A 23,669-nucleotide genomic window follows, 5' to 3' on the forward strand; every position below is an offset into this window, starting at 1 on the left:
GTATCGCCAGGGCAAGAACTGCAATGGAATTAAGACGCCTGCGCGTGATCATTTGGCGCTCCATTGCTTAAGTGTCCGCTGCAAGGAGCGATCCGACAAAACTGAAGCATAGCCGCGAGGTAAGGCGCTTGACGCCTGCATTAACAATCCTGTCAGCATGCTGCTTCGCTTGTCCTAATTCAGGTTTACGATCACGTGTTTTAGCCGCAGCGCCAAGTTGTGTCGCTCGCGGCTTAAACTATCTAAAAGCTCGAAATTTTTGCCAGATCATGGCGCGAATTTATGGATTTCGCTACGCCTTACATACGAAAGAGAGGCGTTGGCGGCTTTAATATTATACTTTCGGATGTATTTTGCTGAGATAGTTAACATGAAAACAATTTCGACGTGTGCATCAAGGTGGTGTTTATCCTTATAAGTATGATCTAAATGCTGTTTAGCCACATGTAATGCCTATGTTTTAGTCAACTGAGTCGGCGCAGCGGGTGTGGTTGGGGGCATCTCAGGCGTTCTTGTTGTGGACTTTCGGGTCGCGCGACTGCGGCTTTCAGGGTAAGCAGCGGGCATGGATACATCGTTTGAAATTTTCATGGTCGCCCCGCCGGGGCTGGAACCCCAGTTGCGCCAAGAGGTGCAGGGTCTGGGCTATAAAGCTGCCAAGCAGGTGCCCGGTGGCGTCACGGTCGAGGGCGGCTGGCCTGATGTGTGGCGGTTGAACCTTTTGTGCCGTGGCGCAACCCGTGTGCTGGCGCGGATCGGTGAATTCCGCGCATTCCATCTGGCCCAGCTGGACAAACGGTCGCGTAAATTCCCATGGGCCGAGGTGCTGCGCCCAGATGTGTCCATTCGTGTGGAGGTGACCTGTAAGAAGTCCAAGATCTACCACGCGGGCGCTGCTAAACAGCGGATTGAAAAAGCGATTGCCGAAACCTTGGGCGCAGAGGTTTCTGATAAAGGGCAGGTGCAGATCAAGGCACGGATTGACGACAATCTGGTCACCTTTAGCGTCGATACCTCGGGCGAGTCGCTGCACAAACGTGGGCACAAGGCTGCGGTGGGCAAGGCGCCGATGCGCGAAACACTGGCAGCGCTGTTCCTACGCGCGGCTGGATTTGATGGGCGCGAACCGGTTCTGGACCCGATGTGCGGCTCGGGCACCTTTGTGATCGAGGCGGCGGAACAGGCGTTGGGCCTGTCAGCGGGCCGCGCGCGCCGCTTTTCCTTTCAGGATCTGGTGACCTTTGACGAAAACCAATGGTCGCGGGCCAAGGCAGAGGTGCTGGCGCCGGTCGATAACCTGTCTGATCTGACCTTCCGTGGGTCTGATCGGAACGAGGGGGCGATTGCCAATTCAACCGCCAACGCCGATCGCGCCGGTGTGGCGATGCTGACGGAATTTACCCACGCGGCGGTCAGCGATCTACAACGCCCCGATGGCCCGCCCGGTCTGGTCATCGTGAACCCGCCCTATGGCACGCGGATCGGCAACAAGAAGCTGCTTTTTGCCCTGCACGGCGCCCTTGGTGAGGTGTTGAAAGAACGCTTTAGCGGTTGGCGTGTGGGCATTGTCACCTCTGATGCTGCATTGGTGCGCGCAACTGGCCTGCCGTTCCTGCAACCGGGGCCGCCGGTGCCGCATGGCGGGCTGAAGGTAAAGCTCTACCAAACCGCGCCGCTGCCCTGATTTCTTTCCTGATTTGCGGCGCTGTGGCCCGCATTCGCCATTGGGCGAATCGCGCCGGATCATGCTAGGTTTTGTGATATGTCCGATACCGCCCCCAACATAAGCGCCGCGCAGGTTGAAAACGCCCAGCCGGTGATCCGCCAACTGGATGACGCAGCGATCAACCGTATCGCAGCGGGTGAGGTGGTGGAACGTCCCGCCTCAGCGGTGAAGGAACTGGTTGAAAACGCCATCGACGCCGGTGCGCGACGGATTGAGATTGCGATTGCTGATGGGGGTAAAACCCTGATCCGTGTCACTGATGATGGCTGCGGTATCACGCCCGATCAGCTGCCACTGGCCCTGTCGCGCCACGCGACGTCCAAGATCGACGGCTCTGACCTCCTCAACATCCACAGTTTCGGCTTTCGCGGTGAGGCACTGCCGTCACTGGGCGCGGTGGGACGTCTGACCATCACCAGCCGCGCGGCTGGGGCAGAGGCAGCGCAGATCGCCGTTGCAGGTGGCGCGATGGAGGCGGTGAAGCCAGCGGCCCTCAACCGCGGCACGATTGTCGAGTTGCGCGATCTGTTCTTTGCCACGCCTGCGCGGTTGAAATTCATGCGCACGGATCGCGCGGAAACACAGGCGATCAATGATGTGGTCAAACGTCTGGCGATGGCCGAGCCGTTTATCGGCTTCACCCTGCGCGACGTGTCCGGTGGCGGTGAGGGACGCGTCACCTTCCGCGCCGATCCTGAAAGCGGCGATCTGTTTGACGCGCTGCATGGTCGCCTTGCCCGTATTCTGGGGGCAGAGTTTGCTGATAACGCACTGAAGATTGACGCTGAACGCGACGGTTTCATGTTGACCGGCTATGCCGCCTTGCCGACCTACTCGCGCGGCTCTGCGGTGGCGCAGTTCTTGTTCGTCAATGGCCGTCCGGTGAAGGATAAGCTGCTGGTCGGTGCCCTGCGCGGGGCGTATTTTGACTTCCTCAGCCGTGACCGTCATCCGGCGGCGGCGTTGTTTATCGAATGCGATCCGCATCTGGTCGATGTGAACGTGCATCCGGCCAAGTCCGAGGTCCGCTTTCGCGATCCCGGTTTGGTACGTGGCTTGATTGTGTCTGCCCTGCGCAATGCGCTGTCGGGGGCGGGGCATCGTGCCTCAACCACTGTGGCGGATGCGACATTGAATGCGCTGCGGCCCGAAGGGATGGGCGCCGCGCCGACGGGCCCGCGTGTCTACCAAATGGACCGCCCGTCGCCCTCGGCCCTCAGGACCAGCTATCAGGGGCAAGCGCCTGAGGCGTTTAACCATACGCAACCGTATGCTACGCCCCCCAGCGGGTTTGCCGATCTGGCTGGCAGCTATTCCGCACGGGTGGAGGAGGTGGTTGAACCTACGGCAACCCCAGACGCCCCCCCGTTAGAGGCGCTGCCGCTCGGCGCCGCACGGGCGCAGGTGCATGAAAACTACATCGTCGCCCAGACTGAAACCGGCATGGTGATCGTCGATCAACACGCCGCGCATGAACGGCTGGTCTATGAAAAACTGAAACATCAGATGGCTGAAAACGGTGTCGCCGCACAGGCGCTGTTGATCCCCGAAATTGTCGAACTGTCCGAAGGGGACTGCGCCCGCATCCTAGAGGTGGCGGAGGATCTGGAACGCCTCGGCCTTGGCCTGGAACCCTTTGGTGGTGGTGCGATTGCGGTGCGCGAAACCCCCGCCATTCTGGGTGAGGTCAACGCGCGGCAACTGGTCCTCGACATCCTGGATGAACTGGCGGATATGGGCGACAGCCAGACGCTACAGGCGCGGATTGAGGCGATCCTGAGCCGCGTGGCCTGCCATGGTTCTATCCGATCTGGCCGCCGGATGCGCGCCGAAGAGATGAACGCGCTCCTGCGCGAGATGGAGGCAACGCCGCATTCCGGTCAGTGCAACCATGGTCGACCCACCTATGTGGAATTGAAACTCAGCGATATTGAACGCCTGTTTGGACGGACCTGATGATGGATTTGAACACCCTTTTGCAAAACCCCGCTGCATTGATCGCTGCGGCGGCGGTGCTGGCCGTGATTGTGGCGCTGATCCTGCGCGGTGGGGCGCAGAAACGGGCCGAACGGACCGAAGCGATGATCGCGCAATATATGGGCCAGATGGCGCAGCGGGTCGATCAACTGGCGGCAGGTCAGGCACAGTTGGATGGTGGCCTACGGGCACAGGCGCAGGCCAGTGCACAATCGCAGGGTCAGATCGCCACGCTGATGGAACAGCGTCTGGGTGAGGTGCAGGTGAAACTGCATGAAAACCTGTCCAAAGTGCAGCGCGGGACGGGTGAAAACCTGGCCGCGATGCAGCAGAAAATGGCGGATACGCTGGCGGCGCAACAGCTGCAGATGCAGGAAAACCTCGCCAACATGCAGATGCGGACCAACCGTTCGCTGACCGATTTGCATGAGAAGTTGAACACCTCACTTGCGGGTAACGCGAAACAGACAGCGACATCGCTGACGCAGTTGCAGGAACGGCTGGCGACCATCGACAAAGCGCAGGAAAACATCACCAAACTGTCTGGCGATGTACTGTCGCTGCAGGACATCCTATCGAACAAACAGACGCGCGGGGCGTTTGGAGAAATCCAGCTGAACGATATCGTCGGCAAGGCGCTGCCGCGTGACAGCTACACGCTGCAACATACGCTGACGAACGGCAAACGCGCCGACTGTCTGATCCATCTGCCAAACCCGCCCGGCCCCATCGTCATCGACAGTAAATTCCCGCTAGAGGCTTATGAGGCGATGCTGTCTTCGCAGACCGAGGCAGAGCTGAAGGCAGGTATCCAGCAGTTCAAAACCTCTGTCCGCAAGCATATCAAGGATATCTCGGACCGTTACATTATCGAAGGCGAAACAGCCGATGGCGCGCTGATGTTCCTGCCGTCAGAGGCGATTTATGCCGAGCTGCACTCCAAATTCTCGGACCTTGTGCGCGAGGGATTTGAGCGTCGTGTCTGGATCGTTTCGCCCACCACCTGCATGGCGACGCTGAACACCATGCGGGCGATTCTGAAGGACGCGCGGATGCGCGAACAGGCGGGCGAAATTCGCAAAGCACTGCGCAATCTGCACCGTGATGTGGAAATTGTTGGCGAACGTGCGGGCAAGCTGGAAACCCATCTGCGACAAGCTGGCGATGATGTGGCTGGCATTCTGACCGCAGCCACCCGTGCCAATAAACGTGCGCACAAGCTGGATAATTTCGATTTCGAAGAACTGGCGCCTGAACCGGAGCCGGAGGTGCAGCGCGATCTGCTGGAGGCGGACAAGTCCTAAGGCAAACATCGGCACCTTTCACGATTTGCCCCAGATCAAAGCCCGCGCGCGGACGCAGGGGCAGGGTAGGGGCAGATATAGCGCGAAAGGAATCGAAACCATGCTGACCACCTCTGTTCAAAAGGTTGCCAATATCATCCTGATGGCCCGTGAATTGGGGCGTGCTGAGGGTGAGCTGCGCGCCTTTATCGATCGTATGACCGAAGAAGAGCAGGCCGATATGGTCGCGCTGATGTGGATCGGGCGCGGAAGCTTTGAACCCGAAGAATGGGATGAGGCCCGCGATACCGCTGTGGCGGAGGCCACGACGCCAACCGCTGATTACCTGATCGGCACGCCGCACCTGTCGGACCATCTGGAAAGCGGGTTGGAGGCACTGGGCCTGTCCGCCACGGATGAAGAGGATGAACTGATCCGCGGTGGCTAAGCCACATCCGAGCTACTCAAACAAAAACGCCCCGCTGATCACTCAGCGGGGCGTTTTATATACGGGTGCGTATGGTTGACCTTTAGTGGGTCACAACCTCAATGTGCTGTGCCAGTTCGCCAACGGTGTCCAGCCAATCACTGACCAGATCCGCCTGCGCAGGCGCTGCGGACACACCGGTGGCAATGCGTTCGTCCAGCACCGCCTCAACGGCCATTGCTACGGGGCTGGAGACCAGACGCGCCATGGCCGATCCACGTTCGTCGCCCCATGCGTCCATCGCGTAGGTTTTGTGCCAGACGGTTTCGCCGTCCCGCTCTGCCTTCAGTGCGACGCACATGATCACGCGGTCCGGCTCACCCTCATCATAGGCGTTGTCGGCCCAGAACTGATCAGACATTTCCTTCAGGCGCGCATCGCCTTCGGGGCCTTCCAGCGTTTCGATTTCTTTGAACACATCAGCCCATGCTTCGGCCCAGCCGTTCAGACGCAGGGTGCCGCGCACGAACTGTTTGACGTTCCAGTCGGCCTCAAACCCGTACTCTTCCATGAAGGGCAGCGAGTCGCGGTTCGGGTAGACCTCAAACGCCTCGGCCGTGGGCAGGGGGGCGGTGTAGCTGGACAGTGCGTCCCAAGGACGCTGGGCGACAAATTCTTTGCCATCCAGAATGGATTTCGATGGCGAACGCAGCGCTTTCAGAACACCTACAGGCGACCAGCTGAATTTGTAGCGGAAGGGGTTTTCGTGTTTCGGCACGCCGCCACAGTAAGAGATAAAGGACAGCTCATTGCCCGCATCAAACGCGTCCGAAGCTTTGTAGTCTGCCATCAGCGCGTGGGCCATCAGGTGGTCGATACCCGGGTCCAGACCCACCTCATTGACGAAGCACAGGCCTTTGTCTTTCGCTGCTGCATCCAGCGCCCGCATTTCCGGCGCGATGTAGGAGGAGGAGACAAAATGCGCGTCCTTGCTCAGGCACAGTTCAGCCAACGGGACGTGCTGATCGGCAGGCAGCATAGAGACGACAACGTCGCCTGCCTGCATGGCCTCGGCCACAGCCTCCATCGAAAAGGGGCGGATGTCCTTGGCCAGATCGCCAACGGCCTCTTCGGCTTTGGCGACGGTTCGGTTCCATACGGTGACGTCATGTCCTGCTTCCATCAGGCGGCGCAGGCCGGGGATGGCCGACAGGCCGGTGCCACACCAGTGAATAGTCATGTTCTTCCTCCTAAATTTCAGACCTTAGCGACGTGTTCGCGGAACGTCGCTTCGGCACGGCCCCATACGCCGGCGTCCAGATCGCCAAGGGTCAGCAGCGACGGCAGCAGCTGTGCGGCGTAATCCTCGGAACTTTCTGCGGGCAGCATAGAGGGCAGGTTATCAATCGCCATCACATCCATGACCGGATCGTTGGCCACGCGCAGGGCAGGTTCAGCCCAGGTGGTGGCGCGGTCATAGACGGGGATCGGGTTGTAATCGCTGTCAGGGTCACAGGCGACATCGCCAATCGCGGTCAGCTTGCGATCTGCATTCAGCGCCTCTGCGGGGACAAAGACCGGCGTGCCGGGGCGGGCAAAGATGCAGTTCAGGAATAGGTCGTGATCCAGAATTTCAGGGAAGGGGCCGCCGCTGGCGGTTTCGGCCATGTCCCATTTGGTCACGGCAATGCTCATCGCCTCGCACAGGTCCGCTGCACCGGTGCCGACGCGACCCAGTGCGCCGATCACGATGGCGGTGGGGCGGGGTTTGCCCGTCGCCTCGACCTCGGCCAACAGTTCGGCATTCAGGGCGTCTTTGTCCTTGTAAACGCCAACCTCTGGGCAGACTTCGCCGCGCTGCTGTGCGGCCCATGTTTTCAGGGTCACAGCCGCGCCAGCGTAGCCAGCCCAGTAGCCGAAGGCAGCAACACGGCGGCCGGTTTCGTCGACCAGATATTCCAGATCATAGAGCGTGCCACCGCCCGCCTTGAACCGTTCCAGCAGTGCCTTGCCGGAATGCTGACCCTTGTAGGCGTGGCCAAACATGATGTGTTTGTGCGGCAGCGGCGTGCCATCTTCGGGCAGTTCCTTGAGGCCGAAGATGATCGCGTCTAGTGGTGCCTGTGGCCAGCTGTTTTCCAGCGCGATTTCTGCACCTGCGGCGATGTAGCCGTCAATCGGCAGAGCGCGGGTTTTGCTTTCTTCGACCGTGACGCGGATGCCGGCTGCGATCAGCGCTTTGACGCCTTCGGGCGTCAGGCCAACGCGGTCTTCGTTCAGGCGCTGTTCAGCGCGGACCCAGAGATGTGTCATGTCTGTGTGCCTCTCTTTGACGCGGATGCGCCTTACAGATGTGTTTGTGCGTGTTGGCGATCTGGATGTTCCAGATGCGGCACGGCGTTGAATTGTGTCATCATCAGGCTGCCGCCAACGTGATGCAGTTGGTGCATGGATGAATTCATGATGGCCAGCGCCAGGCGTGAGAACCCTTCGGTTTCCAAGCCAAGTACACCGCGCAGCGCCATCGCAATGAAGCCGCCGGACGTCACCACCAGTGCAGATCCGCGCCCTTGCCCGATTTCTGCGATGATCGAAGCGGTGCGCGCCTCAAAGTCCTGATAGGTCTCCGGGGGGGTGTCAATTTCGCCTGCGCGCCATTTCTGCATGAGCATGGGCAGATAGGTTACGAACTCTTCGCGTTCTTGCGGAATCGCCACGTCTTGTTGGGTGTTCAGCAGATTGGCGAGGGTGAAAAATTCCATCTCGTTTAGGCGATCATCTTCGATGATTTCAGCCTGATCTTTCAGGGCAATACCTGCCGCTGTTTGCCGGTGGCGGGTCAAAGTTCCGCAATAGACGCGTTCATAGTGCGTCCCGTTTTGCCGCAGGTGATCCCCAAGCCAGCTTGCTTGTTGCTGCCCAAGTGCGCTGAGCGCGTCATAGCTCACTTCGTCACGGGCGTTGGTGTTTGCCTGACCGTGGCGCACAAGAGTGATGTAGGACATGGGGACCCTCCCTGCGGGTGATGTTCCATCAGCAGGGTTGTGGGTAGGCAATGCGCCTTGGCTGTGCAATGAAATTTGGCGCCGTTTCGCGCAAAAAGCGTGAGGTCACGCGCCTGTTTGTGGAAACTACGGCGGGTTAGGCCGCATCGGTGCGCAGATAGCCGCGCCGGATGGCGGCACGACGGGCTTTGTCCGCCGCCTCCGAGGCGTGGCGCAGGTTGCCGAAGATGTCGATCTTGGACGTGCCTTTGCTGCCGGAAACGCCCCATTCACGCAGGACGGAAACCTCTTCAAAGAGGTTCATCGCAATTTCTACCCGGTAAAACCGCGGGCGGAAGTTTCGATCAGACGGACGATAGAGCAGGCAGCTGGTCATGCTCTGATTCTAGGCAGGCGATTCGCCGCGCGCAAGTGTTTCTGATTCGGGTGTCGATCAGGCGCCCTTAACGCCAGCTGACGTCGCCCAGAAAGATGTAACCTGCACCATATATGGTTTTGATCAGGCGGGGGTTTTTCGGGTCTTCCTTCAGCTTGGTACGCAGGCGCGAAATGCGTACATCCATCGCGCGGTCGAAACTTTCGCCTGCGGCACCCCCCAGAATTTCCTGCATGACCGCGCGTGAAATCAGACGTTTTGGGCGTTCCAGAAATAGCCGCAGAACCTGACCTTCGGCATGCGACATTGGGGTTTTGTCTCCGGTTTCATCTTCCAGCAGGTAACTGTCAAAATGAGCGGTCCAACCGCTGAAACTGGCAGTGTTTCCAGACTGTTGCTGGGGTTGCCCCCGACGTAGGCGGGCACGCACACGCGCCACCACCTCTGTCGGGTCGAAAGGTTTGATGATGTAGTCATCAGCCCCCAGTTCCAATCCGGTGATCCGATCCTGCACCTGCGCGCGGCCTGAAATGATGATCACTGTCGCGCCCTGTTCCAGCGCAAGCCGGTGTACCAGCGTTAGCCCGTCTTTGTCCGGCAGTGACAGGTCCACCAGACAGACATCAGGCGTCGCAGATTGTAGCGCGGCCTCGAACTCGGTTGCGCGCCCAAAGGACATGGTGCGAAATCCTGCTTCCTCGAGGGCGTCGGACAGCATTGCGCGGATGGCAGGTTCGTCATCCAGAATAGTGACAAGCGGTGCAGATGGGTCGGCGGTCATCGGATATTCGGGTCCTGTTGCAGGAATGAGGTCAGCTGGGACTGTGTGAAAGGTTTGCGCAGAACGGGGCCGCCACGCGCAGCGGCTTGGTGCAGGGGATCAGTCGGCGGACGCGATGTCATCATGTGCATCGGCGGCGCATCGGGCCCCAGACTGTCGCGTAGGTCAAGCCCGGTCTTTTCCCCGACCAGCGAGATGTCAGACAGGATACGCGCAATGCCTGGCACCCCGTCAATCAGCGCGCGCGCCTCGTCATAAGAGGCGGCTTCGATCACTGTGTTGCCCATATCGGTAAGCATGGGGCGCAGGACTTCGCGGATGTCACTGCTATCTTCAACCAGCAGAACCAGCCCGGGTTTTGGTGCAGCGCGTGCGGCACGCATCGGCAGGCGCAGGGTGATGCGTGCGCCTTTTTCGCCATTGGCAATCCGCAGTCGCCCGCCCGCCAGTTTTGCGGTGTCATAGACCATGGACAGGCCGAGGCCCGATCCCTCGCCGCCCTTGGTGGTGTAGAAAGGCTCCATCGCACGTTCCAGCGCGGTTTCGGAGAACCCAGGGCCAGTGTCTTCGACGATAAACTCAGCCCAGAGGTGCTGTACCGGCGCGACGGTCAGGGAAATTTCCCCCGATGTTCCACAGGCATCGCGTGCGTTCAGGATCAGGTTCAGCAGCGAATCCTGCAACATGCCAGTGTCCAGCATCAGCATTTTTTCATGCAGCAGGTTCGATATATGCAACGTGAAACCTGGTGGCAGGGCAGGGGTTGCGAGGATCTTCATATCATCCAGCAACAGGGCGACGTCCGCAGGGACCGGATGCCATTCACGGGCGCCAGTGATGTCGGCGATACGGTTCAACAATGAACCACCGCGGTGTGCGGCGGACAGGGTTGCGGTCACCTGTTTCTGGGCCTGTTCAGGTAGGTCCATACGCTGCAGTCTGGATTGACTGCCAAGGATGATCGTCAAAAGGTTCGAAAAGTCATGAGCCATACCGCTGGCCAATTGCGCGGCCAATTCGCGGCGTCTGGTCTGCTGTAGGGCCGTGCGTGCCTGCGATTCTCGGGTAATGTCCATCGACAGAATGTAGACGCCACCGTTTTGATCCGCTGACGTATGGATGCCGTCGGTGCCCCGCACCAGATCCTGTGCTGGGGTAAAAGACGCGCGAATACGTCGTGAACTGCTTTCGATAAAGAACTCAAAGACCGAAGCTTCGCCAGCGAAAGCCTTGTCCAGATGTGGGGCAATTTCGCTGTAGATCTCTTCCCCTAGCGCCTCTTCGATATCCAGACCGGTGATTTCCGACGGCCGCCCCGGCATCACGTTGGACAGTTTGCGGTTGGAAAACGTATAGCGCCGGTCACGGTCCACATGGGCGATATGGGCGGGGATCATTTCGGTGGTCTGGCGGGTGCGGGCCTCGGTCTCGGCCAGTTGACGCTTGGCCTCTTCTAGGGCGGTGACTGTCGCCTCCAGCTCGCGGTTGGTGGCGGCCAGCTCTTCGGCGTAGCCGAGTACCCGATCTGACAATGCTTCGGACCGTGTGCGCAGCAGCGCCTCTTGTCGTTTGGTGCGGGTGATGTCGGTGTAAACCGCGACCCAGCCGCCCTGCGGCAGCGGCGACCCCTCAACAGCAATCCAACGCCCGTTTGAGCGTTCCCGTTCCACATAGTGTGGGGTGAAAGCGCGGGCCTGATCGACGCGGAACTTCACCGCCTCTTCGATGTCGTCCACTTCGCCATATTCACCGCGTTCGACAAGAAATCGAATCGTATCCTCAAAGTGGACACCAGGACTGCTGTAGGTTTCCGGTATGTCGAACATTTCGCGGAAACGCTGATTGCACAGCACCATTTTCAACTGATCATCAAAGATCGATAGCCCCTGCTGAATCAGGTTCAGCCCGGCGTTAGTCATTGATGCTGTTTCATTTTTCCCCAAAGCCATGCGGCCCTCCTGCGTACTGGCTAGCATTCTGGCGAGCTTGGGGAAAGCACCTGCTTGTCGCTTGTTACAATTTGTTAGGATTGGGAAATGATCAGGAAAAAGTTGCTGGCCTAACTTGATAGCGCACCCTCGGTTGAGGGATTTCGCGGTGGGAGGACGCCGCGCGCTCGACGAAAACGGGCATTTGGGAGGAACAGAATTGGCACAGTCGTCACAGGCGACGGATGGACTGCAGTCCATTCCGGCGCTGTTGCATCGCAACGCCACCGAGATGGCGGATAGCCCCGCGTATCGCGAAAAACAGTTCGGGATCTGGCAAAGCTGGACCTGGCGGCAATCGCAGCGCGAGATTAACAATCTCGCACGGGGTCTTTTGAACATTGGCGTAAATGAGGGCGATTTCATCGCCATCATCGGGCGCAACCGCCCTTACATGTACTGGTCGATGGTCGCGGCCCAATCCGTCGGCGCCATTCCGGTGCCGCTGTATCAGGACGCCGCCGCCGAAGAGATGGCCTATGTGCTGGATCACTGCGGCGCCCGTTTCGTGATCGCCGAAGATCAGGAGCAGGTTGATAAGGTCATCGAGATTCAGGATGATCTGCATCAGTTCGAACACATGATCTACCTCGATCCGCGCGGTATGCGGAAATACGATCATACTCAGCTGCATGAATTCAGCCACATTCAGGAACAGGGCCATGCAGCGCGTGATGAGTTGACCCCTGAACTGGAACGCCGTCGGTCGAAGCTGACCTACGATTCGACCTGCGTGATGCTCTACACGTCGGGCACCACTGGCAAACCCAAGGGTGTGGTTCTGTCGAACCGCAACGTGATTGAGACGGCAAAGAACTCGTCCGAGTTTGATAAGTTGCGCGCGAATGAAGAGATCCTGGCCTACCTGCCGATGGCATGGGTGGGTGATTTCATCTTCTCGGTCGGTCAGGCGTACTGGTGTGGGTTCTGCGTGAACTGCCCCGAAAGTGCGGAAACACTGACGGCAGATCTGCGCGAAATTGGCCCGACCTATTACTTCGCCCCGCCGCGCGTGTTTGAAACCCAGCTGACCAACGTGATGATCCGTATGGAGGACGCCGGCCCGTTGAAGCGCAAGATGTTCCACCACTTTATGGATCATGCGAAAAAGGTTGGCGGTGATATTCTGGACGGCAACAAGGTCGGCCTTGGGGATCGTCTGAAATACGCACTGGGCGATCTGCTGATTTACGGCCCGCTGAAAAACACCCTTGGCTTTAGCCGCGTGCGCGTTGGCTACACCGCAGGTGAAGCGATTGGCCCTGAGATTTTCTCGTTCTATCGTTCGCTGGGGATCAACCTGAAACAGCTTTACGGTCAGACAGAGGCCACCGTGTTCATCACTGCCCAGCCTGATGGCCAGGTGCGTGCAGACACTGTTGGTGTGCCTTCGCCCGGTGTTGAGTTGAAAATCGACGACAACGGTGAAGTGCATTACCGCAGCCCCGGTGTGTTCGAGTATTATTACAAGAACGAAGAAAGCACCAAGGGCACCAAAACCGACGATGGTTGGGTTGCCACTGGCGACGCTGGCTTCCTTGAAAAGGACAGCGGCCACCTGCGCATCATCGACCGCGCCAAAGACGTTGGCAAAATGGCTGATGGCAGCATGTTCGCGCCGAAGTTCGTTGAGAACAAACTGAAGTTCTTTCCCAACGTGCTGGAGGCCGTGCTGTTCGGCAATGGCCGTGATCGCTGCATGGCGTTCATCAACATTGACCTGACCGCGGTTGGCAACTGGGCTGAACGCAACAACATCGCTTATTCGTCCTATCAGGAACTGGCGGGTCACCCGAAGGTGCTGGAAACCATCAAAGAGCACGTCGAAGAGGTGAACCGTTCGGTCGCAGAGGATGAGATGCTGTCGGGCTGTCAGATCCACCGTTTCCTTGTTCTGCACAAGGAACTGGATGCGGATGACGGCGAAATGACCCGCACCCGTAAGGTGCGCCGCCGCATCGTTGAAGAGAAGTTCGATGATCTGATTGCCGGTCTCTATGACGGCAAGAGTGACATCCACACCACCACCGAAGTGACCTACGAGGATGGCCGCAAAGGGTCGATCAGTGCGCATCTGACGCTGATGGATGCCGCAGTTGTTCCCGTGAGCAGTGCAAAGGTGGCAGCAGAATGAGCGATACGATGGAAGAAGGCTACATCACCGAGGATGGCCGCAAAATCGGCGGCACCTTGATGGAGATGAAAAACATCACGCTGCGTTTTGGCGGTGTGAAGGCAATCACCGACATCAGCTTTGACATCAAGGAAGGCGAAATTCGCGCCATCATCGGCCCGAACGGCGCTGGTAAATCCTCGATGTTGAACGTGATCTCGGGGTTCTATGTCCCACAGGAAGGTGAAGTTTGGTACAAAGGTGCCAAGCGCCCGCCGATGAAACCTTATCAGGTGGCCCAACAGGGCATCGCGCGGACCTTCCAGAACATTGCGCTGTTCGAAGGCATGTCTGTGCTAGACAACGTGATGACCGGTCGCCTCAACTACATGAAAACAAACATGTTCCAGCAGGCGATCTGGAAAGGTAAGGCCGAAAAGGAAGAGGTCGAAAACCGCGAGTTTGTGGAAAAAGTTATCGACTTCCTCGAAATTCAGTCGATCCGTAAAACGCCTGTGGCCCGTCTGCCCTATGGTCTGAAGAAACGAGTGGAGCTGGCCCGCGCCTTGGCTGCGGCACCGCATCTGCTGCTGTTGGATGAACCAATGGCCGGCATGAACGTCGAAGAGAAAGAGGACATGAGCCGCTTCATCCTCGATGTGAATGACGAATTTGGCACCACCATCGCCCTGATCGAACACGACATGGGCGTTGTGATGGACCTGAGCGACCGCGTGGTTGTGATGGATTATGGCAAAAAGATCGGGGATGGCACCCCGGACGAAGTGCGCAACAATCAGGACGTGATCGACGCCTATCTGGGGGTGAGCCATGACTGATCTGATCGCACGTGAAACTAATCTGGTTAAGGGGGCGTAACTGATGCCTGAACAGCTTCTCTTTGGGGCAGAGGTATTCCTGAACGGCCTGATGGCAGGCGTTCTTTATGCCCTCGTCGCGCTGGGGTTTGTCTTGATCTACAAGGCCTCCGGTATCTTTAACTACGCCCAAGGTGTGATGGCGCTGTTTGCGGCGTTGACGCTGGTGGGGATCATGGACGGGCAAATTCCGTTTGCGCACCTGATCAACGCGATTTTGGGCACTGAAATTCACCACTTTGGCTTCCATGTGAACTCCTTCTTCGCGATCATTTTGACGATGATTGTGATGGTTGGCCTGGCCTGGTGTGTGCAGCGTTTCGTGTTCCGCCATCTGGTGGGCCAAGAACCGATCATCCTGTTCATGGCGACCATTGGTCTGGCCTACTTCATGGAAGGTCTGGGCGACATCATGTGGGGCAGCGACATCAAGAAACTGGATGTTGGCCTACCGCAGGGTGGTAGCTTCTGGATCGAAGAAAACACGCAATGGCTGGGCTTCGGCAACGACCGTTTCTATGGCTTCTTCCTTGATCAGCTGGACATCGTGGCAACGGGTATTGCGATTGTTCTGGTGGCCGCGCTGGTGCTGTTCAGCCAGTACACCAAACAGGGCCGCGCGATGCGCGCTGTGGCGGACGATCACCAGGCCGCACTGTCGGTTGGTATCTCGCTGAACTTCATCTGGGTGATGGTGTGGTCGGTTGCAGGTTTCGTGGCGCTGGTTGCAGGCATCATGTGGGGCGCCAAATCGGGCGTGCAGTTCTCGCTGTCGCTGATCGCGCTCAAGGCACTGCCGGTTCTGATGCTGGGCGGCTTCACCTCGATCCCCGGCGCCATTGTGGGCGGCCTGATCATCGGTGTGGGTGAAAAGATGTTTGAATTCATCATCGGCCCGCTGGTTGGTGGCGCGACCGAAAACTGGTTCGCCTATGTTCTGGCGCTGGTCTTCCTGGTGTTCCGCCCGCAGGGTCTGTTCGGCGAAAAGATCATCGAGAGGGTCTGATGCAGAAACTTATCGCGATACTCACTGTGGTGTCTTGGTCGGGGTTCTGGTCCTTCGGTTACATCGCCCTGACGGCGACCAACCTGACCGATCAGCAGATCCTCACCGCCACCTGCCTGGCTGGACTGGGCTTCTTGACCGGGGTTGGGGCCTATCTGGCCCTCGCCAAAGGACAAACCATCAATAACACCGCGCTGCGTTTCCAGCATGCGCAACTGGAAGGGTAAGGAACCATGTTTTATCGTGAAGCGGGTGACTTTAAGACCACCTATGTCGATGACAACCAGACCTTCCCGATCAAGTTTGATCGGTACCGGTACTACGCTGTCCTGTTCTTTGCTTTCCTGATCGTTCCCTTTGTCATCAATGACTACTGGGTAAACGCAGTTTTCATGCCATTCCTGATCTACGCGATCGCGGCAATCGGTCTGAACATTCTGGTGGGCTACTGCGGTCAGGTGTCGCTGGGCACCGGCGGTTTCATGGCGGTGGGCGCTTATGCGGTCTACAAGCTGATGACTGCCTTCCCAGAGGTGAGCATCTTTATCCATATCCTGCTGGCAGGTGGGGTGACGGCCATGGTTGGCGTGGCCTTCGGCTTGCCGTCCCTGCGCATCAAAGGCTTCTACCTTGCGGTGGCGACGCTGGCGGCTCAGTTCTTCCTGGTGTGGCTGTTCAACAAGGTGCCGTGGTTCTACAACTACTCGGCCTCCGGCCAGATCTCCGCACCGGAACGCACTGTGTTCGGCATCGCCGTGACCGGCCCCAACACCAGCGCATGGGCAACTTATATGTTCTGCCTCGTCTTTGTGACCATCTGCGCGATCCTCGCCCGGAACCTGACACGCGGCACTACGGGCCGTAAGTGGATGGCGATCCGTGACATGGACATCGCTGCTGAGATCATCGGTGTGGACCCGCTGAAATCGAAACTGTCGGCCTTTGCGGTCAGCTCTTTCTTTATCGGTGTGTCGGGCGCGCTGTTCTTCTCTGTTTACCTCGGCGCGGTTGAGGTGGGCGAAGTGTTCGGCATCAACAAATCGTTCCTGGTTCTGTTCATGATCATCATTGGCGGCCTTGGCTCTATCTTCGGCTCCTTCGCGGGCGCAGCCTTCCTGGTGCTGCTGCCGGTTCTGCTGAAGAACGTGCTGGTGGGCATGCTGGGCTGGCCGACCGATCTGGCGGCACATCTGGAGTTCATGATTGTGGGCGCGTTGATCATCATCTTCTTGATCGCGGAACCGCATGGGCTGGCGCAGCTGTGGCGCGTCGCCAAAGAAAAACTACGGCTGTGGCCCTTCCCGCACTAAGCGCGGGGCCACATCCACTGCCGGATAAGAGGAGTGTCCGGCACATAACGAACATCGGACTAAACCAAGGGAGGAGTGTTACCGATGAAGACCAAATTGATCACCGCAGCCGTGGCTGCAATGGTGGCGGCAAGCCCCGCTGTGGCGGAACTGACCTTTACCTCGCTCAGCTACCGGACTGGCCCCTACGCCGCAAACGGCATCCCGTTTGCAGATGGCTACGCTGATTATTTCACCCTGCTGAATGAACGCGATGGCGGTATCGGCGGTGAAACCGTGCGCCTGCTGGAATGTGAAACCGGCTACAACACTGAAAAAGGCGTTGAGTGCTACGAATCCACCAAAGGCGAAGGCACACTGGTGTATCAGCCGCTGTCGACCGGCATCACCTACCAGCTGATCCCCAAAGTGACTGCTGACGGCATTGCGATGCACACCATGGGCTATGGTCGTACCTCGGCCAAGAACGGTTCGGTATTCTCGAACGTGTTCAACTACCCCGCCAACTATTGGGATGGTGCTTCGGTTGCGATCAACCACCTGCTGGACATCAACGGCGGTGACCTGAAGGGCAAGAAAGTTGCGCTGGTTTACCACAACTCCGCCTACGGTAAGGAACCGATCCGTACCCTGGAAGAGCTGTCCAAGAAGCACGGTTATGACCTGAGCCTGCTGGCTGTTGACCACCCCGGTCAGGAACAGAAATCGCAGTGGCTGCAAATCCGCCGTGAACGTCCTGATTACGTGATCATGTGGGGCTGGGGCGTAATGAACCAGGTGGCCATTCAGGAAGCTGTGAACATCCGCTTCCCGATGGAAAACTTCATCGGTGTTTGGTGGTCCGGTTCGGAAAACGACGTGAAACCTGCTGGCCCCAAAGCGGACGGCTACAAGTCGGTTACCTTCCACAACGTTGGTTCGGACTTCCCGATCTTTGACGACATCCAGAAGCACGTTGTTGATACCGGCAAAGCCGCCGGCGCAGGCGACCAGATCGGTACCGTTCTGTACAACCGTGGCCTCTACGCTGCCTATCTGGCCCACATGGCTGCCGAAAAATCGCAGGAAATCGCCGGCAAGTCCGACATTTCGCAGGCAGACATGATCAAAGGCATGGAAGCGCTGGAAATCACTCAGGCACTGATGGACAAACACGGTCTGGCGGGCTTCGGTCCTGACTTTGCTGTGTCCTGTGAAAACCACGGTGGCCCCGGTCTGGGTGCTGTTCAGCAGTGGGATGCCAATGCTGGTGAGTGGAGCCTGATCTCTGGCTTTGAACCTTCGGACGGTGAACTGATCGGCGCGCTGATCAAAGAAGACTCCGAAGCCTACGCTGCTGAAAACAACATCACTCCGCGTTGTAACTAAGCACTCCTCCGTCCGGCTGCATCTGCGGGTGCGGCCGGACCCCTAACAGAGTTAATCGGAAAGTAGACACAAGATGCTGGACGCAGGACGCAGCCAAGAGACCTTGCTGGAGGTCAACAACATCGAGGTGATCTATAACCACGTGATCCTGGTGCTGAAGGGCGTGTCCCTGAAGGTGCCCAAGGGCGGTATCACCGCGCTTCTGGGCGGCAACGGGGCCGGTAAGACCACCACGCTTAAAGCGATTTCCAACCTGCTGCATTCTGAACGCGGCGAAGTGACCAAAGGCAATATCACCTACCGTGGAGATGGGATCGCGGATCTGAGCCCTGCCGCGCTGGTGGAAAAGGGCGTTATTCAGGTGATGGAAGGGCGTCATTGTTTTGAGCACCTCACCGTCGAAGAAAACCTGATGACCGGCGCCTACACGCGCACCGATGGCAAAGGGGCCGTCGATGCGGATCTGGAAATGGTCTATAACTACTTCCCCCGCCTGAAGACACGCCGCAAGAGCCAGGCTGGCTACACCTCGGGTGGTGAACAGCAGATGGTTGCCATTGGTCGTGCGATCATGAGCCGCCCGGAAACCATCCTGCTCGATGAGCCGTCGATGGGTCTGGCACCGCAGCTGGTGGAAGAGATCTTCAACATTGTGAAGAACCTTAACGAAAACGAAGGCACCACCTTCCTTCTGGCCGAACAGAACACCAACGTCGCGCTGCGTTTTGCGCATTACGGCTACATTCTGGAATCGGGCCGCGTTGTGATGGATGGCCCCGCCGCCGATCTGCGCGAAAACCCCGACGTGAAGGAATTCTATCTGGGCATGTCCGATGAAGGTCGCAAAAGCTTCCGTGATGTGCGGTCCTATCGCCGCCGTAAGCGTTGGCTGAGCTAAGCCAAACCTATTGTGCCGGGCAGGGGATTGCCCGGCACGGAAAACAGACCCGTGTGATGCCAACTCAGGGTGCGCTGCACCCACCCCGGAGTACCCAGATATGAGCCGTTTCTTTGACGATCTTGAAACCCGCAGCGCTGATGAGCGCGCAGCCTCACAGGCTTCGGCCCTGTCTGCCCAAGTGGCACGCGCGCAGGCTTTGCCGGGTTATGGCGGGTCCTTGTCGGGTGTCGACGTTGCAGCGATTTCGAGTGTTGAAGATCTGGCTGCGCTGCCGGTTCTGCGTAAATCCGCCTTGGTGGAAGCACAGGGCGCTGCCTACCCCTTTGGCGGTTTGACCACGCGGCCTGCCAGCGGGTTTGCACACATCTTCCAATCTCCGGGCCCGATCTATGAACCGGGTGACACATCGCATGACTGGTGGCGCATGGGCCGTTTCCTGAACGCCTGCGGCATCGGGCAGGGCGATATTGTGCAGAACTGCTTTGGCTATCACCTGACACCTGCGGGCATGATCTTTGAAAGTGGCGCCCGCGCTGTTGGCGCTGCGGTTTTGCCTGCGGGCACTGGCCAAACCGAACTGCAGGCGCGCGCAGCGCATGATGTGGGGGTGACAGCCTATGCGGGCACGCCCGATTATCTGAAAATCATCCTCGACAAGGCTGAGGCGATGGGCTTGTCGTTGAAAATCACCAAAGCGGCTGTCGGCGGTGGCGCATTGTTCCCGTCTCTGCGGCAGGAATACGCAGATCGCGGGATCAACTGCCTGCAATGCTACGCCACGGCCGATCTGGGCAACATCGCCTACGAATCCGATGCGATGGAAGGCATGATCGTCGATGAAAACGTCATCGTTGAAATCGTTCGCCCCGGCACCGGCATCCCCGTTGCCCCGGGCGAAGTGGGCGAGGTTGTTGTAACCACGCTGAACCCCGATTATCCGCTGATCCGTTTCGCAACCGGCGATTTGTCGGCTGTCCTACCCGGTGAAAGCCCCTGTGGCCGCACGAACATGCGCATCAAGGGTTGGATGGGGCGTGCTGACCAGACAACCAAGATCAAGGGCATGTTCGTGCGCCCCGAACAGGTCGCGGCACTGGTTGCCAAACATGATGAAATTGCCAAGGCCCGCGTGATTGCAGGCCGTGATGGCGAAATGGACGTGATGACCGTCCAGATTGAGGCCGATGAAACCAGTCCAGATCACTACATGCAGTCGGTGATTGATACGCTGAAACTGAAAGGCCGGATTGAAATCGTCGCCAAGGGCAGCCTGCCCAATGATGGCAAGGTCATTGATGATCAACGTGTATACGAGTGATCGTGTTTACCCCCCCTGTCAGAACCTTGTGTGAGGTCTGAGAACTTTTGGCCGGGCATGTCCCGGCCTTCTTTTTGAGTGATGTTCCGGTACACGTCGGGCGGGTCTTGGCCGATCGGACGGCAGAGACATTTCTTTTTTCTGTCTCCTCGGGGTAGGCTACTGGTTAGATTGGAGGATCTGCCATGTCCCTGCTGCGGTTTGTTTCTTTGTTTTGCATGATGGCCTTGGTCTTTGGCGGGCTGTCGTCGCGTGCTCTTGCGGCTGATGTCGCATTGGTTTTGACCAACCGGCCTTATGGCGGTGGGCCTGAAGTGGGGGCTATCGCTCCGCGTGAGGTAAGCCGCCAACTGCGCGCGGCTGGGTTTCGGGTGTTGTCGACCGACGCAGCCAACGCCAGCGCGATGCGACGCACCGCCGAAGAGTTCCGCCGGACGTTGGCCAGTGCAGATGTGGATAGGGCGGTCATCGTTCTATCAGGTAGCGTGGTCAGTGATGGGCGTGACAGCTGGTTTCTGGGGCGCAGCAAACGTGGTGAGACCCTGAATGACCTAAGTGTGGCGCAGCAAGGCATCGCATTGGCGACTTTGGACCGCATTCTGTCAGAGTATCCGGGGCAGTCGTTGATGGTGGTCGCGCCGGTTTGGACAAACCGCCGCGCACCGGGCGCCGGATTGCGAATTGGGTTGGATGGGCACCTTGCCGGGCAAGGGGTGACTTTGCTGACGGGGGCTGGCGATGATGTGCGCGATGTGATGCAGCAGATCCTGGATCCGACGGGGGCAAGTCTGGCGGATTTGGCGGCCCGTGCGCCTGCTGGGGTGGTGCTAGCCGGCTATTTGCCGCGTCATAGCAGCCTAGGTGATCAGCCGAATGACGAGGTGCAGGCCAGCGGCGATGCGGCTTATTGGAGTGCGGTGCGCGACATCAACACCGACGATGCCTACCGCGCCTATTTGCGCAGGTTCCCTTCTGGTCTGTTTGTGGCACAGGCGCGCCGTTTCCTTCAGCCTGACGCTGGGACTGGTTCAGGGACCGGTCCGGTGGTCGAACCAGTGGACCCCGCCAAGGCTGCCGAGGCTGCGTTGGAGCTGTCGCGTGCTGATCGCCGCGCGGTGCAAAAGGATCTGACTGTTTTGGGGTATAATACCCGAGGGATTGATGGCGTGTTCGGGCGCGGCACCCGCGGGGCCATTCGTAGTTATCAGCAGGATCAGGGACTGGCGACAACAGGATATCTGAGCCGCACCTTGCTGCGGCGCTTGGGTGCCGATGCTGCAGCCCGTCGTGCGGTGCTAGAGGAACAGGATCGCGACTACTGGCAACAGACGGGTGTTACGGGCGAAGCGGAGGACCTGAGGCGCTATCTGGAACGCTATCCTAACGGTGTGTTCGCCCAAACGGCCCGCGATGAGTTGCAGGCCCTTGCCGATGCCGAAGATGCGCGCGCGGCCTACGATTGGCAGCTGACACAGGACGAAGATACCGTCGAAGGTTACCGCGATTTCATCGAACTTTACCCCAATAGCCGTTACGCCGGAGAGGCGCGACGGCGCATTGAGGCGTTGGAGAATACCGGCGCGACAGCTGCACAAATTGAACAGGATCGGCGTGAAGAGGGGGCGATTTCCAACAATCCAATTGCCCGCCTGCTGATTGAAAAAGCGTTGGAGCGGCTGAATTTGAATCCGGGGCCGGCGGATGGGCGCTTCACCGATGCGACGCGCCGCGCGATCAAGGATTTCCAGCGGCGGGCAGAGCTGCCGGAAACTGGCTATGTCAGCCAGCAAACCATGTCCCGCCTGACCAGTGCCAGCCTGCGCTAAGCGGGCTGGATGCGCTTGGGCCACCGCAATAACGCCACCGCACAAAAGAAAAGACCGTTTCGATTTCTCGAAACGGTCTTTTTCAAGCTCTACCGAGCCGTATCTTAGCCCTGACGAGCTTTGAAACGGGGCTGCGTCTTGTTGATGACGTAGACGCGGCCTTTACGGCGCACGATACGGCAGTCGCGGTGACGCTGCTTCAGCGAGCGGAGCGAGTTCTTGACCTTCATGGGTCTTCTCCTTCTTCGCGGCGCGTCTTGCGCCTGGGTTACGGGTCGCCATAAGTGGCGAAAGAAATGGTGGGCGGTACAAGGATCGAACTTGTGACCCCTTCGATGTCAACGAAGTGCTCTACCGCTGAGCTAACCGCCCATATTTCCCTGCACGAACCAGCCCCTTCTCAAGAAAAGGGGCGCGTAGATCCGCGCCGGTTGCGGTTCTATAAAAGGAGTCGGTGGGGGTTTCAAGGGCTTTCGAGCAGAAGATTTTTCCGGCTATGATATTTCTCAATAAAGGAGACGCCATTGCCCCGTTCCGCTTATGAGATTGTGTATCCCACAAAACGCACGACAAGTGTTGTTTTTGCCTCGCCCCATTCGGGTCGGGACTATCCGGCACGGTTTCTGAAACGGACAATGCTGGACCAACATAGTATCCGCACCTCCGAAGATGCCTTTGTAGACAGGCTTTTTGATGGTGCCACGCAGGTTGGCGCCCCGTTTCTCAAGGCGGGGGCACCGCGTGCCTTTGTGGACCTCAATCGCAGCGCCGATGAATTGGATCCTGCGCTGATTGAGGATGTAAAGGGGGGCGGGCACAACCCGCGCATTGCGTCGGGCTTAGGGGTGATTCCACGCGTAGTGGCCAATGGCCGGATCATTTACAGCGGGAAAATCCCGCTCGAAGAGGCGCAGGCGCGAATCTCTGGCTATTATCGGCCCTATCACGCCGCGCTTCAGCGGCTTTTGGACGAATCGCGCCGCCTGTTCGGAGAAGCAATTCTGATTGATTGCCATTCGATGCCGCACGAAGCTGTTGATGGTGTGGCGAGATCAGGCAAGCCGCGCCCAGAGGTGGTGCTTGGGGATCGGTTTGGTGCAGCCGCGGATAGCGATATCGTCGACAGGATCGAGACCGCGTTTTTGCGTGCGGGCCTAAAGGTGGCGCGCAACGCACCGTTCGCCGGTGCGTATATCACGTCGCACTATGGGCGCCCGTCGCGGCGACAGCATGCGGTGCAGATTGAAATCGACCGATCGCTCTACATGAATGAACAGCTCATCCGTCCTAACAACAACTTTGATGCGTTCCGCACCCTGATGCAGCAGGTTACCGCCGAAGTGGCCGAAATTGGCGCGCAGCCGCAGCGTCTGGCGGCAGAGTGAT

The 23,669-nt window shown here is 58.5% G+C and carries 21 protein-coding genes and 1 tRNA gene; 14 read left to right on the forward strand and 8 right to left on the reverse strand.

Annotation, left to right across the window (positions count from 1 at the left end; all coding sequences use genetic code 11):
* The first annotated feature begins 565 nt into the window (after nt 1-565).
* From TM5383_RS12750 to TM5383_RS12765, 4 genes are all read left to right on the forward strand, one after another.
* Nucleotides 566-1,684, forward strand: coding sequence for a THUMP domain-containing class I SAM-dependent RNA methyltransferase (locus TM5383_RS12750; protein WP_058319411.1), 1,119 nt, complete (start codon nt 566-568; stop codon nt 1,682-1,684).
* 78 nt (nt 1,685-1,762) lie between these two features.
* Nucleotides 1,763-3,682, forward strand: coding sequence for a DNA mismatch repair endonuclease MutL (gene mutL, locus TM5383_RS12755; RefSeq protein ID WP_058319412.1), 1,920 nt, complete (start codon nt 1,763-1,765; stop codon nt 3,680-3,682).
* The gene (locus TM5383_RS12760) at nt 3,682-5,007 is read left to right on the forward strand and encodes a DNA recombination protein RmuC (RefSeq protein WP_058319413.1); all 1,326 of its coding nucleotides are present in this window, start codon (nt 3,682-3,684) and stop codon (nt 5,005-5,007) included. Before mutL ends, TM5383_RS12760 begins: the two co-directional genes overlap by 1 nt.
* A gap of 100 nt (nt 5,008-5,107) precedes the next feature.
* Nucleotides 5,108-5,434 carry a DUF3775 domain-containing protein gene (locus TM5383_RS12765; RefSeq protein WP_058319414.1) on the forward strand — a complete coding sequence of 109 codons (327 nt, stop codon included), beginning with the start codon at nt 5,108-5,110 and terminating at the stop codon, nt 5,432-5,434.
* Between the two features lie 82 nt (nt 5,435-5,516).
* Here TM5383_RS12765 and TM5383_RS12770 read toward each other — a convergent pair whose 3' ends face one another.
* The 6 genes from TM5383_RS12770 to TM5383_RS12795 form a co-directional block, all read right to left on the reverse strand.
* Complete coding sequence (locus tag TM5383_RS12770; protein ID WP_058319415.1) at nt 5,517-6,653, reverse strand: saccharopine dehydrogenase C-terminal domain-containing protein; 1,137 nt, start codon at nt 6,651-6,653, stop codon at nt 5,517-5,519.
* A 17-nt stretch (nt 6,654-6,670) separates the two neighbouring features.
* Nucleotides 6,671-7,726, reverse strand: coding sequence for a saccharopine dehydrogenase (locus tag TM5383_RS12775; RefSeq protein WP_058319416.1), 1,056 nt, complete (start codon nt 7,724-7,726; stop codon nt 6,671-6,673).
* A 32-nt stretch (nt 7,727-7,758) separates the two neighbouring features.
* Nucleotides 7,759-8,418: a histidine phosphatase family protein gene (locus TM5383_RS12780; protein WP_058319417.1), complete on the reverse strand. Its 660-nt coding sequence runs from the start codon at nt 8,416-8,418 to the stop codon at nt 7,759-7,761.
* 136 nt (nt 8,419-8,554) lie between these two features.
* Nucleotides 8,555-8,794, reverse strand: a complete 240-nt coding sequence (locus TM5383_RS12785) for a WGR domain-containing protein (protein WP_058319418.1) — start codon at nt 8,792-8,794, stop codon at nt 8,555-8,557.
* Nucleotides 8,795-8,861: 67 nt separating this feature from the next.
* Nucleotides 8,862-9,575, reverse strand: coding sequence for a response regulator transcription factor (locus TM5383_RS12790; RefSeq protein WP_058319419.1), 714 nt, complete (start codon nt 9,573-9,575; stop codon nt 8,862-8,864).
* Complete coding sequence (locus TM5383_RS12795) at nt 9,572-11,524, reverse strand: PAS-domain containing protein (RefSeq protein ID WP_058319420.1); 1,953 nt, start codon at nt 11,522-11,524, stop codon at nt 9,572-9,574. The genes TM5383_RS12790 and TM5383_RS12795 overlap by 4 nt, the downstream gene beginning before the upstream one ends.
* Before the next feature lie 199 nt (nt 11,525-11,723).
* On the opposite strand from TM5383_RS12795, the gene TM5383_RS12800 reads away from it, so the two are divergent.
* The 9 genes from TM5383_RS12800 to TM5383_RS12840 all read left to right on the forward strand — a co-directional run bounded on the left by TM5383_RS12800 (nt 11,724) and on the right by TM5383_RS12840 (nt 22,283).
* Nucleotides 11,724-13,697: an AMP-binding protein gene (locus tag TM5383_RS12800; RefSeq protein WP_058319421.1), complete on the forward strand. Its 1,974-nt coding sequence runs from the start codon at nt 11,724-11,726 to the stop codon at nt 13,695-13,697.
* Nucleotides 13,694-14,515 (forward strand): ABC transporter ATP-binding protein, encoded by an 822-nt coding sequence (locus tag TM5383_RS12805; protein WP_058319422.1) that lies wholly within the window; start codon nt 13,694-13,696, stop codon nt 14,513-14,515. Before TM5383_RS12800 ends, TM5383_RS12805 begins: the two co-directional genes overlap by 4 nt.
* A gap of 43 nt (nt 14,516-14,558) precedes the next feature.
* Nucleotides 14,559-15,560 carry a branched-chain amino acid ABC transporter permease gene (locus TM5383_RS12810; RefSeq protein ID WP_058319423.1) on the forward strand — a complete coding sequence of 334 codons (1,002 nt, stop codon included), beginning with the start codon at nt 14,559-14,561 and terminating at the stop codon, nt 15,558-15,560.
* Nucleotides 15,560-15,787 carry a hypothetical protein gene (locus tag TM5383_RS12815; protein ID WP_058319424.1) on the forward strand — a complete coding sequence of 76 codons (228 nt, stop codon included), beginning with the start codon at nt 15,560-15,562 and terminating at the stop codon, nt 15,785-15,787. Before TM5383_RS12810 ends, TM5383_RS12815 begins: the two co-directional genes overlap by 1 nt.
* A gap of 6 nt (nt 15,788-15,793) precedes the next feature.
* Nucleotides 15,794-16,870: a branched-chain amino acid ABC transporter permease gene (locus TM5383_RS12820; protein WP_058319425.1), complete on the forward strand. Its 1,077-nt coding sequence runs from the start codon at nt 15,794-15,796 to the stop codon at nt 16,868-16,870.
* An 84-nt stretch (nt 16,871-16,954) separates the two neighbouring features.
* Entirely contained in the window at nt 16,955-18,238 is a 1,284-nt protein-coding gene (locus TM5383_RS12825) for an ABC transporter substrate-binding protein (protein WP_058319426.1), read from the forward strand.
* Between the two features lie 73 nt (nt 18,239-18,311).
* Entirely contained in the window at nt 18,312-19,136 is an 825-nt protein-coding gene (locus tag TM5383_RS12830) for an ABC transporter ATP-binding protein (protein WP_058319427.1), read from the forward strand.
* A gap of 100 nt (nt 19,137-19,236) precedes the next feature.
* On the forward strand, nt 19,237-20,457 hold the full coding sequence (locus TM5383_RS12835) for a phenylacetate--CoA ligase family protein (RefSeq protein WP_058319428.1): 1,221 nt from the start codon (nt 19,237-19,239) through the stop codon (nt 20,455-20,457).
* Between the two features lie 185 nt (nt 20,458-20,642).
* Nucleotides 20,643-22,283, forward strand: coding sequence for a peptidoglycan-binding domain-containing protein (locus TM5383_RS12840; protein WP_058319429.1), 1,641 nt, complete (start codon nt 20,643-20,645; stop codon nt 22,281-22,283).
* A gap of 104 nt (nt 22,284-22,387) precedes the next feature.
* Here TM5383_RS12840 and ykgO read toward each other — a convergent pair whose 3' ends face one another.
* Both ykgO and TM5383_RS12850 read right to left on the reverse strand, forming a co-directional pair.
* Nucleotides 22,388-22,513, reverse strand: a complete 126-nt coding sequence (ykgO, locus tag TM5383_RS12845; protein WP_058319430.1) for a type B 50S ribosomal protein L36 — start codon at nt 22,511-22,513, stop codon at nt 22,388-22,390.
* Nucleotides 22,514-22,580: 67 nt separating this feature from the next.
* A tRNA-Val gene (locus TM5383_RS12850) sits at nt 22,581-22,655 on the reverse strand.
* A 152-nt stretch (nt 22,656-22,807) separates the two neighbouring features.
* On the opposite strand from TM5383_RS12850, the gene TM5383_RS12855 reads away from it, so the two are divergent.
* On the forward strand, nt 22,808-23,668 hold the full coding sequence (locus tag TM5383_RS12855; protein ID WP_058319431.1) for an N-formylglutamate amidohydrolase: 861 nt from the start codon (nt 22,808-22,810) through the stop codon (nt 23,666-23,668).
* Nucleotide 23,669: the final 1 nt, after the last annotated feature.

Source organism: Thalassovita mediterranea, assembly GCF_001458435.1.
Taxonomy (GTDB): Bacteria; Pseudomonadota; Alphaproteobacteria; order Rhodobacterales; family Rhodobacteraceae; genus Thalassobius; species Thalassobius mediterraneus.

Coding starts and splice junctions, on each gene's coding strand:
- TM5383_RS12750 (WP_058319411.1), top strand. CDS start 566: ATGGATACATCGTTTGAAATTTTCATGGTCGCCCCGCCGGGGCTGGAA.
- mutL (WP_058319412.1), top strand. CDS start 1,763: ATGTCCGATACCGCCCCCAACATAAGCGCCGCGCAGGTTGAAAACGCC.
- TM5383_RS12760 (WP_058319413.1), top strand. CDS start 3,682: ATGATGGATTTGAACACCCTTTTGCAAAACCCCGCTGCATTGATCGCT.
- TM5383_RS12765 (WP_058319414.1), top strand. CDS start 5,108: ATGCTGACCACCTCTGTTCAAAAGGTTGCCAATATCATCCTGATGGCC.
- TM5383_RS12770 (WP_058319415.1), bottom strand. CDS start 6,653: ATGACTATTCACTGGTGTGGCACCGGCCTGTCGGCCATCCCCGGCCTG.
- TM5383_RS12775 (WP_058319416.1), bottom strand. CDS start 7,726: ATGACACATCTCTGGGTCCGCGCTGAACAGCGCCTGAACGAAGACCGC.
- TM5383_RS12780 (WP_058319417.1), bottom strand. CDS start 8,418: ATGTCCTACATCACTCTTGTGCGCCACGGTCAGGCAAACACCAACGCC.
- TM5383_RS12785 (WP_058319418.1), bottom strand. CDS start 8,794: ATGACCAGCTGCCTGCTCTATCGTCCGTCTGATCGAAACTTCCGCCCG.
- TM5383_RS12790 (WP_058319419.1), bottom strand. CDS start 9,575: ATGACCGCCGACCCATCTGCACCGCTTGTCACTATTCTGGATGACGAA.
- TM5383_RS12795 (WP_058319420.1), bottom strand. CDS start 11,524: ATGGCTTTGGGGAAAAATGAAACAGCATCAATGACTAACGCCGGGCTG.
- TM5383_RS12805 (WP_058319422.1), top strand. CDS start 13,694: ATGAGCGATACGATGGAAGAAGGCTACATCACCGAGGATGGCCGCAAA.
- TM5383_RS12810 (WP_058319423.1), top strand. CDS start 14,559: ATGCCTGAACAGCTTCTCTTTGGGGCAGAGGTATTCCTGAACGGCCTG.
- TM5383_RS12815 (WP_058319424.1), top strand. CDS start 15,560: ATGCAGAAACTTATCGCGATACTCACTGTGGTGTCTTGGTCGGGGTTC.
- TM5383_RS12820 (WP_058319425.1), top strand. CDS start 15,794: ATGTTTTATCGTGAAGCGGGTGACTTTAAGACCACCTATGTCGATGAC.
- TM5383_RS12825 (WP_058319426.1), top strand. CDS start 16,955: ATGAAGACCAAATTGATCACCGCAGCCGTGGCTGCAATGGTGGCGGCA.
- TM5383_RS12830 (WP_058319427.1), top strand. CDS start 18,312: ATGCTGGACGCAGGACGCAGCCAAGAGACCTTGCTGGAGGTCAACAAC.
- TM5383_RS12835 (WP_058319428.1), top strand. CDS start 19,237: ATGAGCCGTTTCTTTGACGATCTTGAAACCCGCAGCGCTGATGAGCGC.
- TM5383_RS12840 (WP_058319429.1), top strand. CDS start 20,643: ATGTCCCTGCTGCGGTTTGTTTCTTTGTTTTGCATGATGGCCTTGGTC.
- ykgO (WP_058319430.1), bottom strand. CDS start 22,513: ATGAAGGTCAAGAACTCGCTCCGCTCGCTGAAGCAGCGTCACCGCGAC.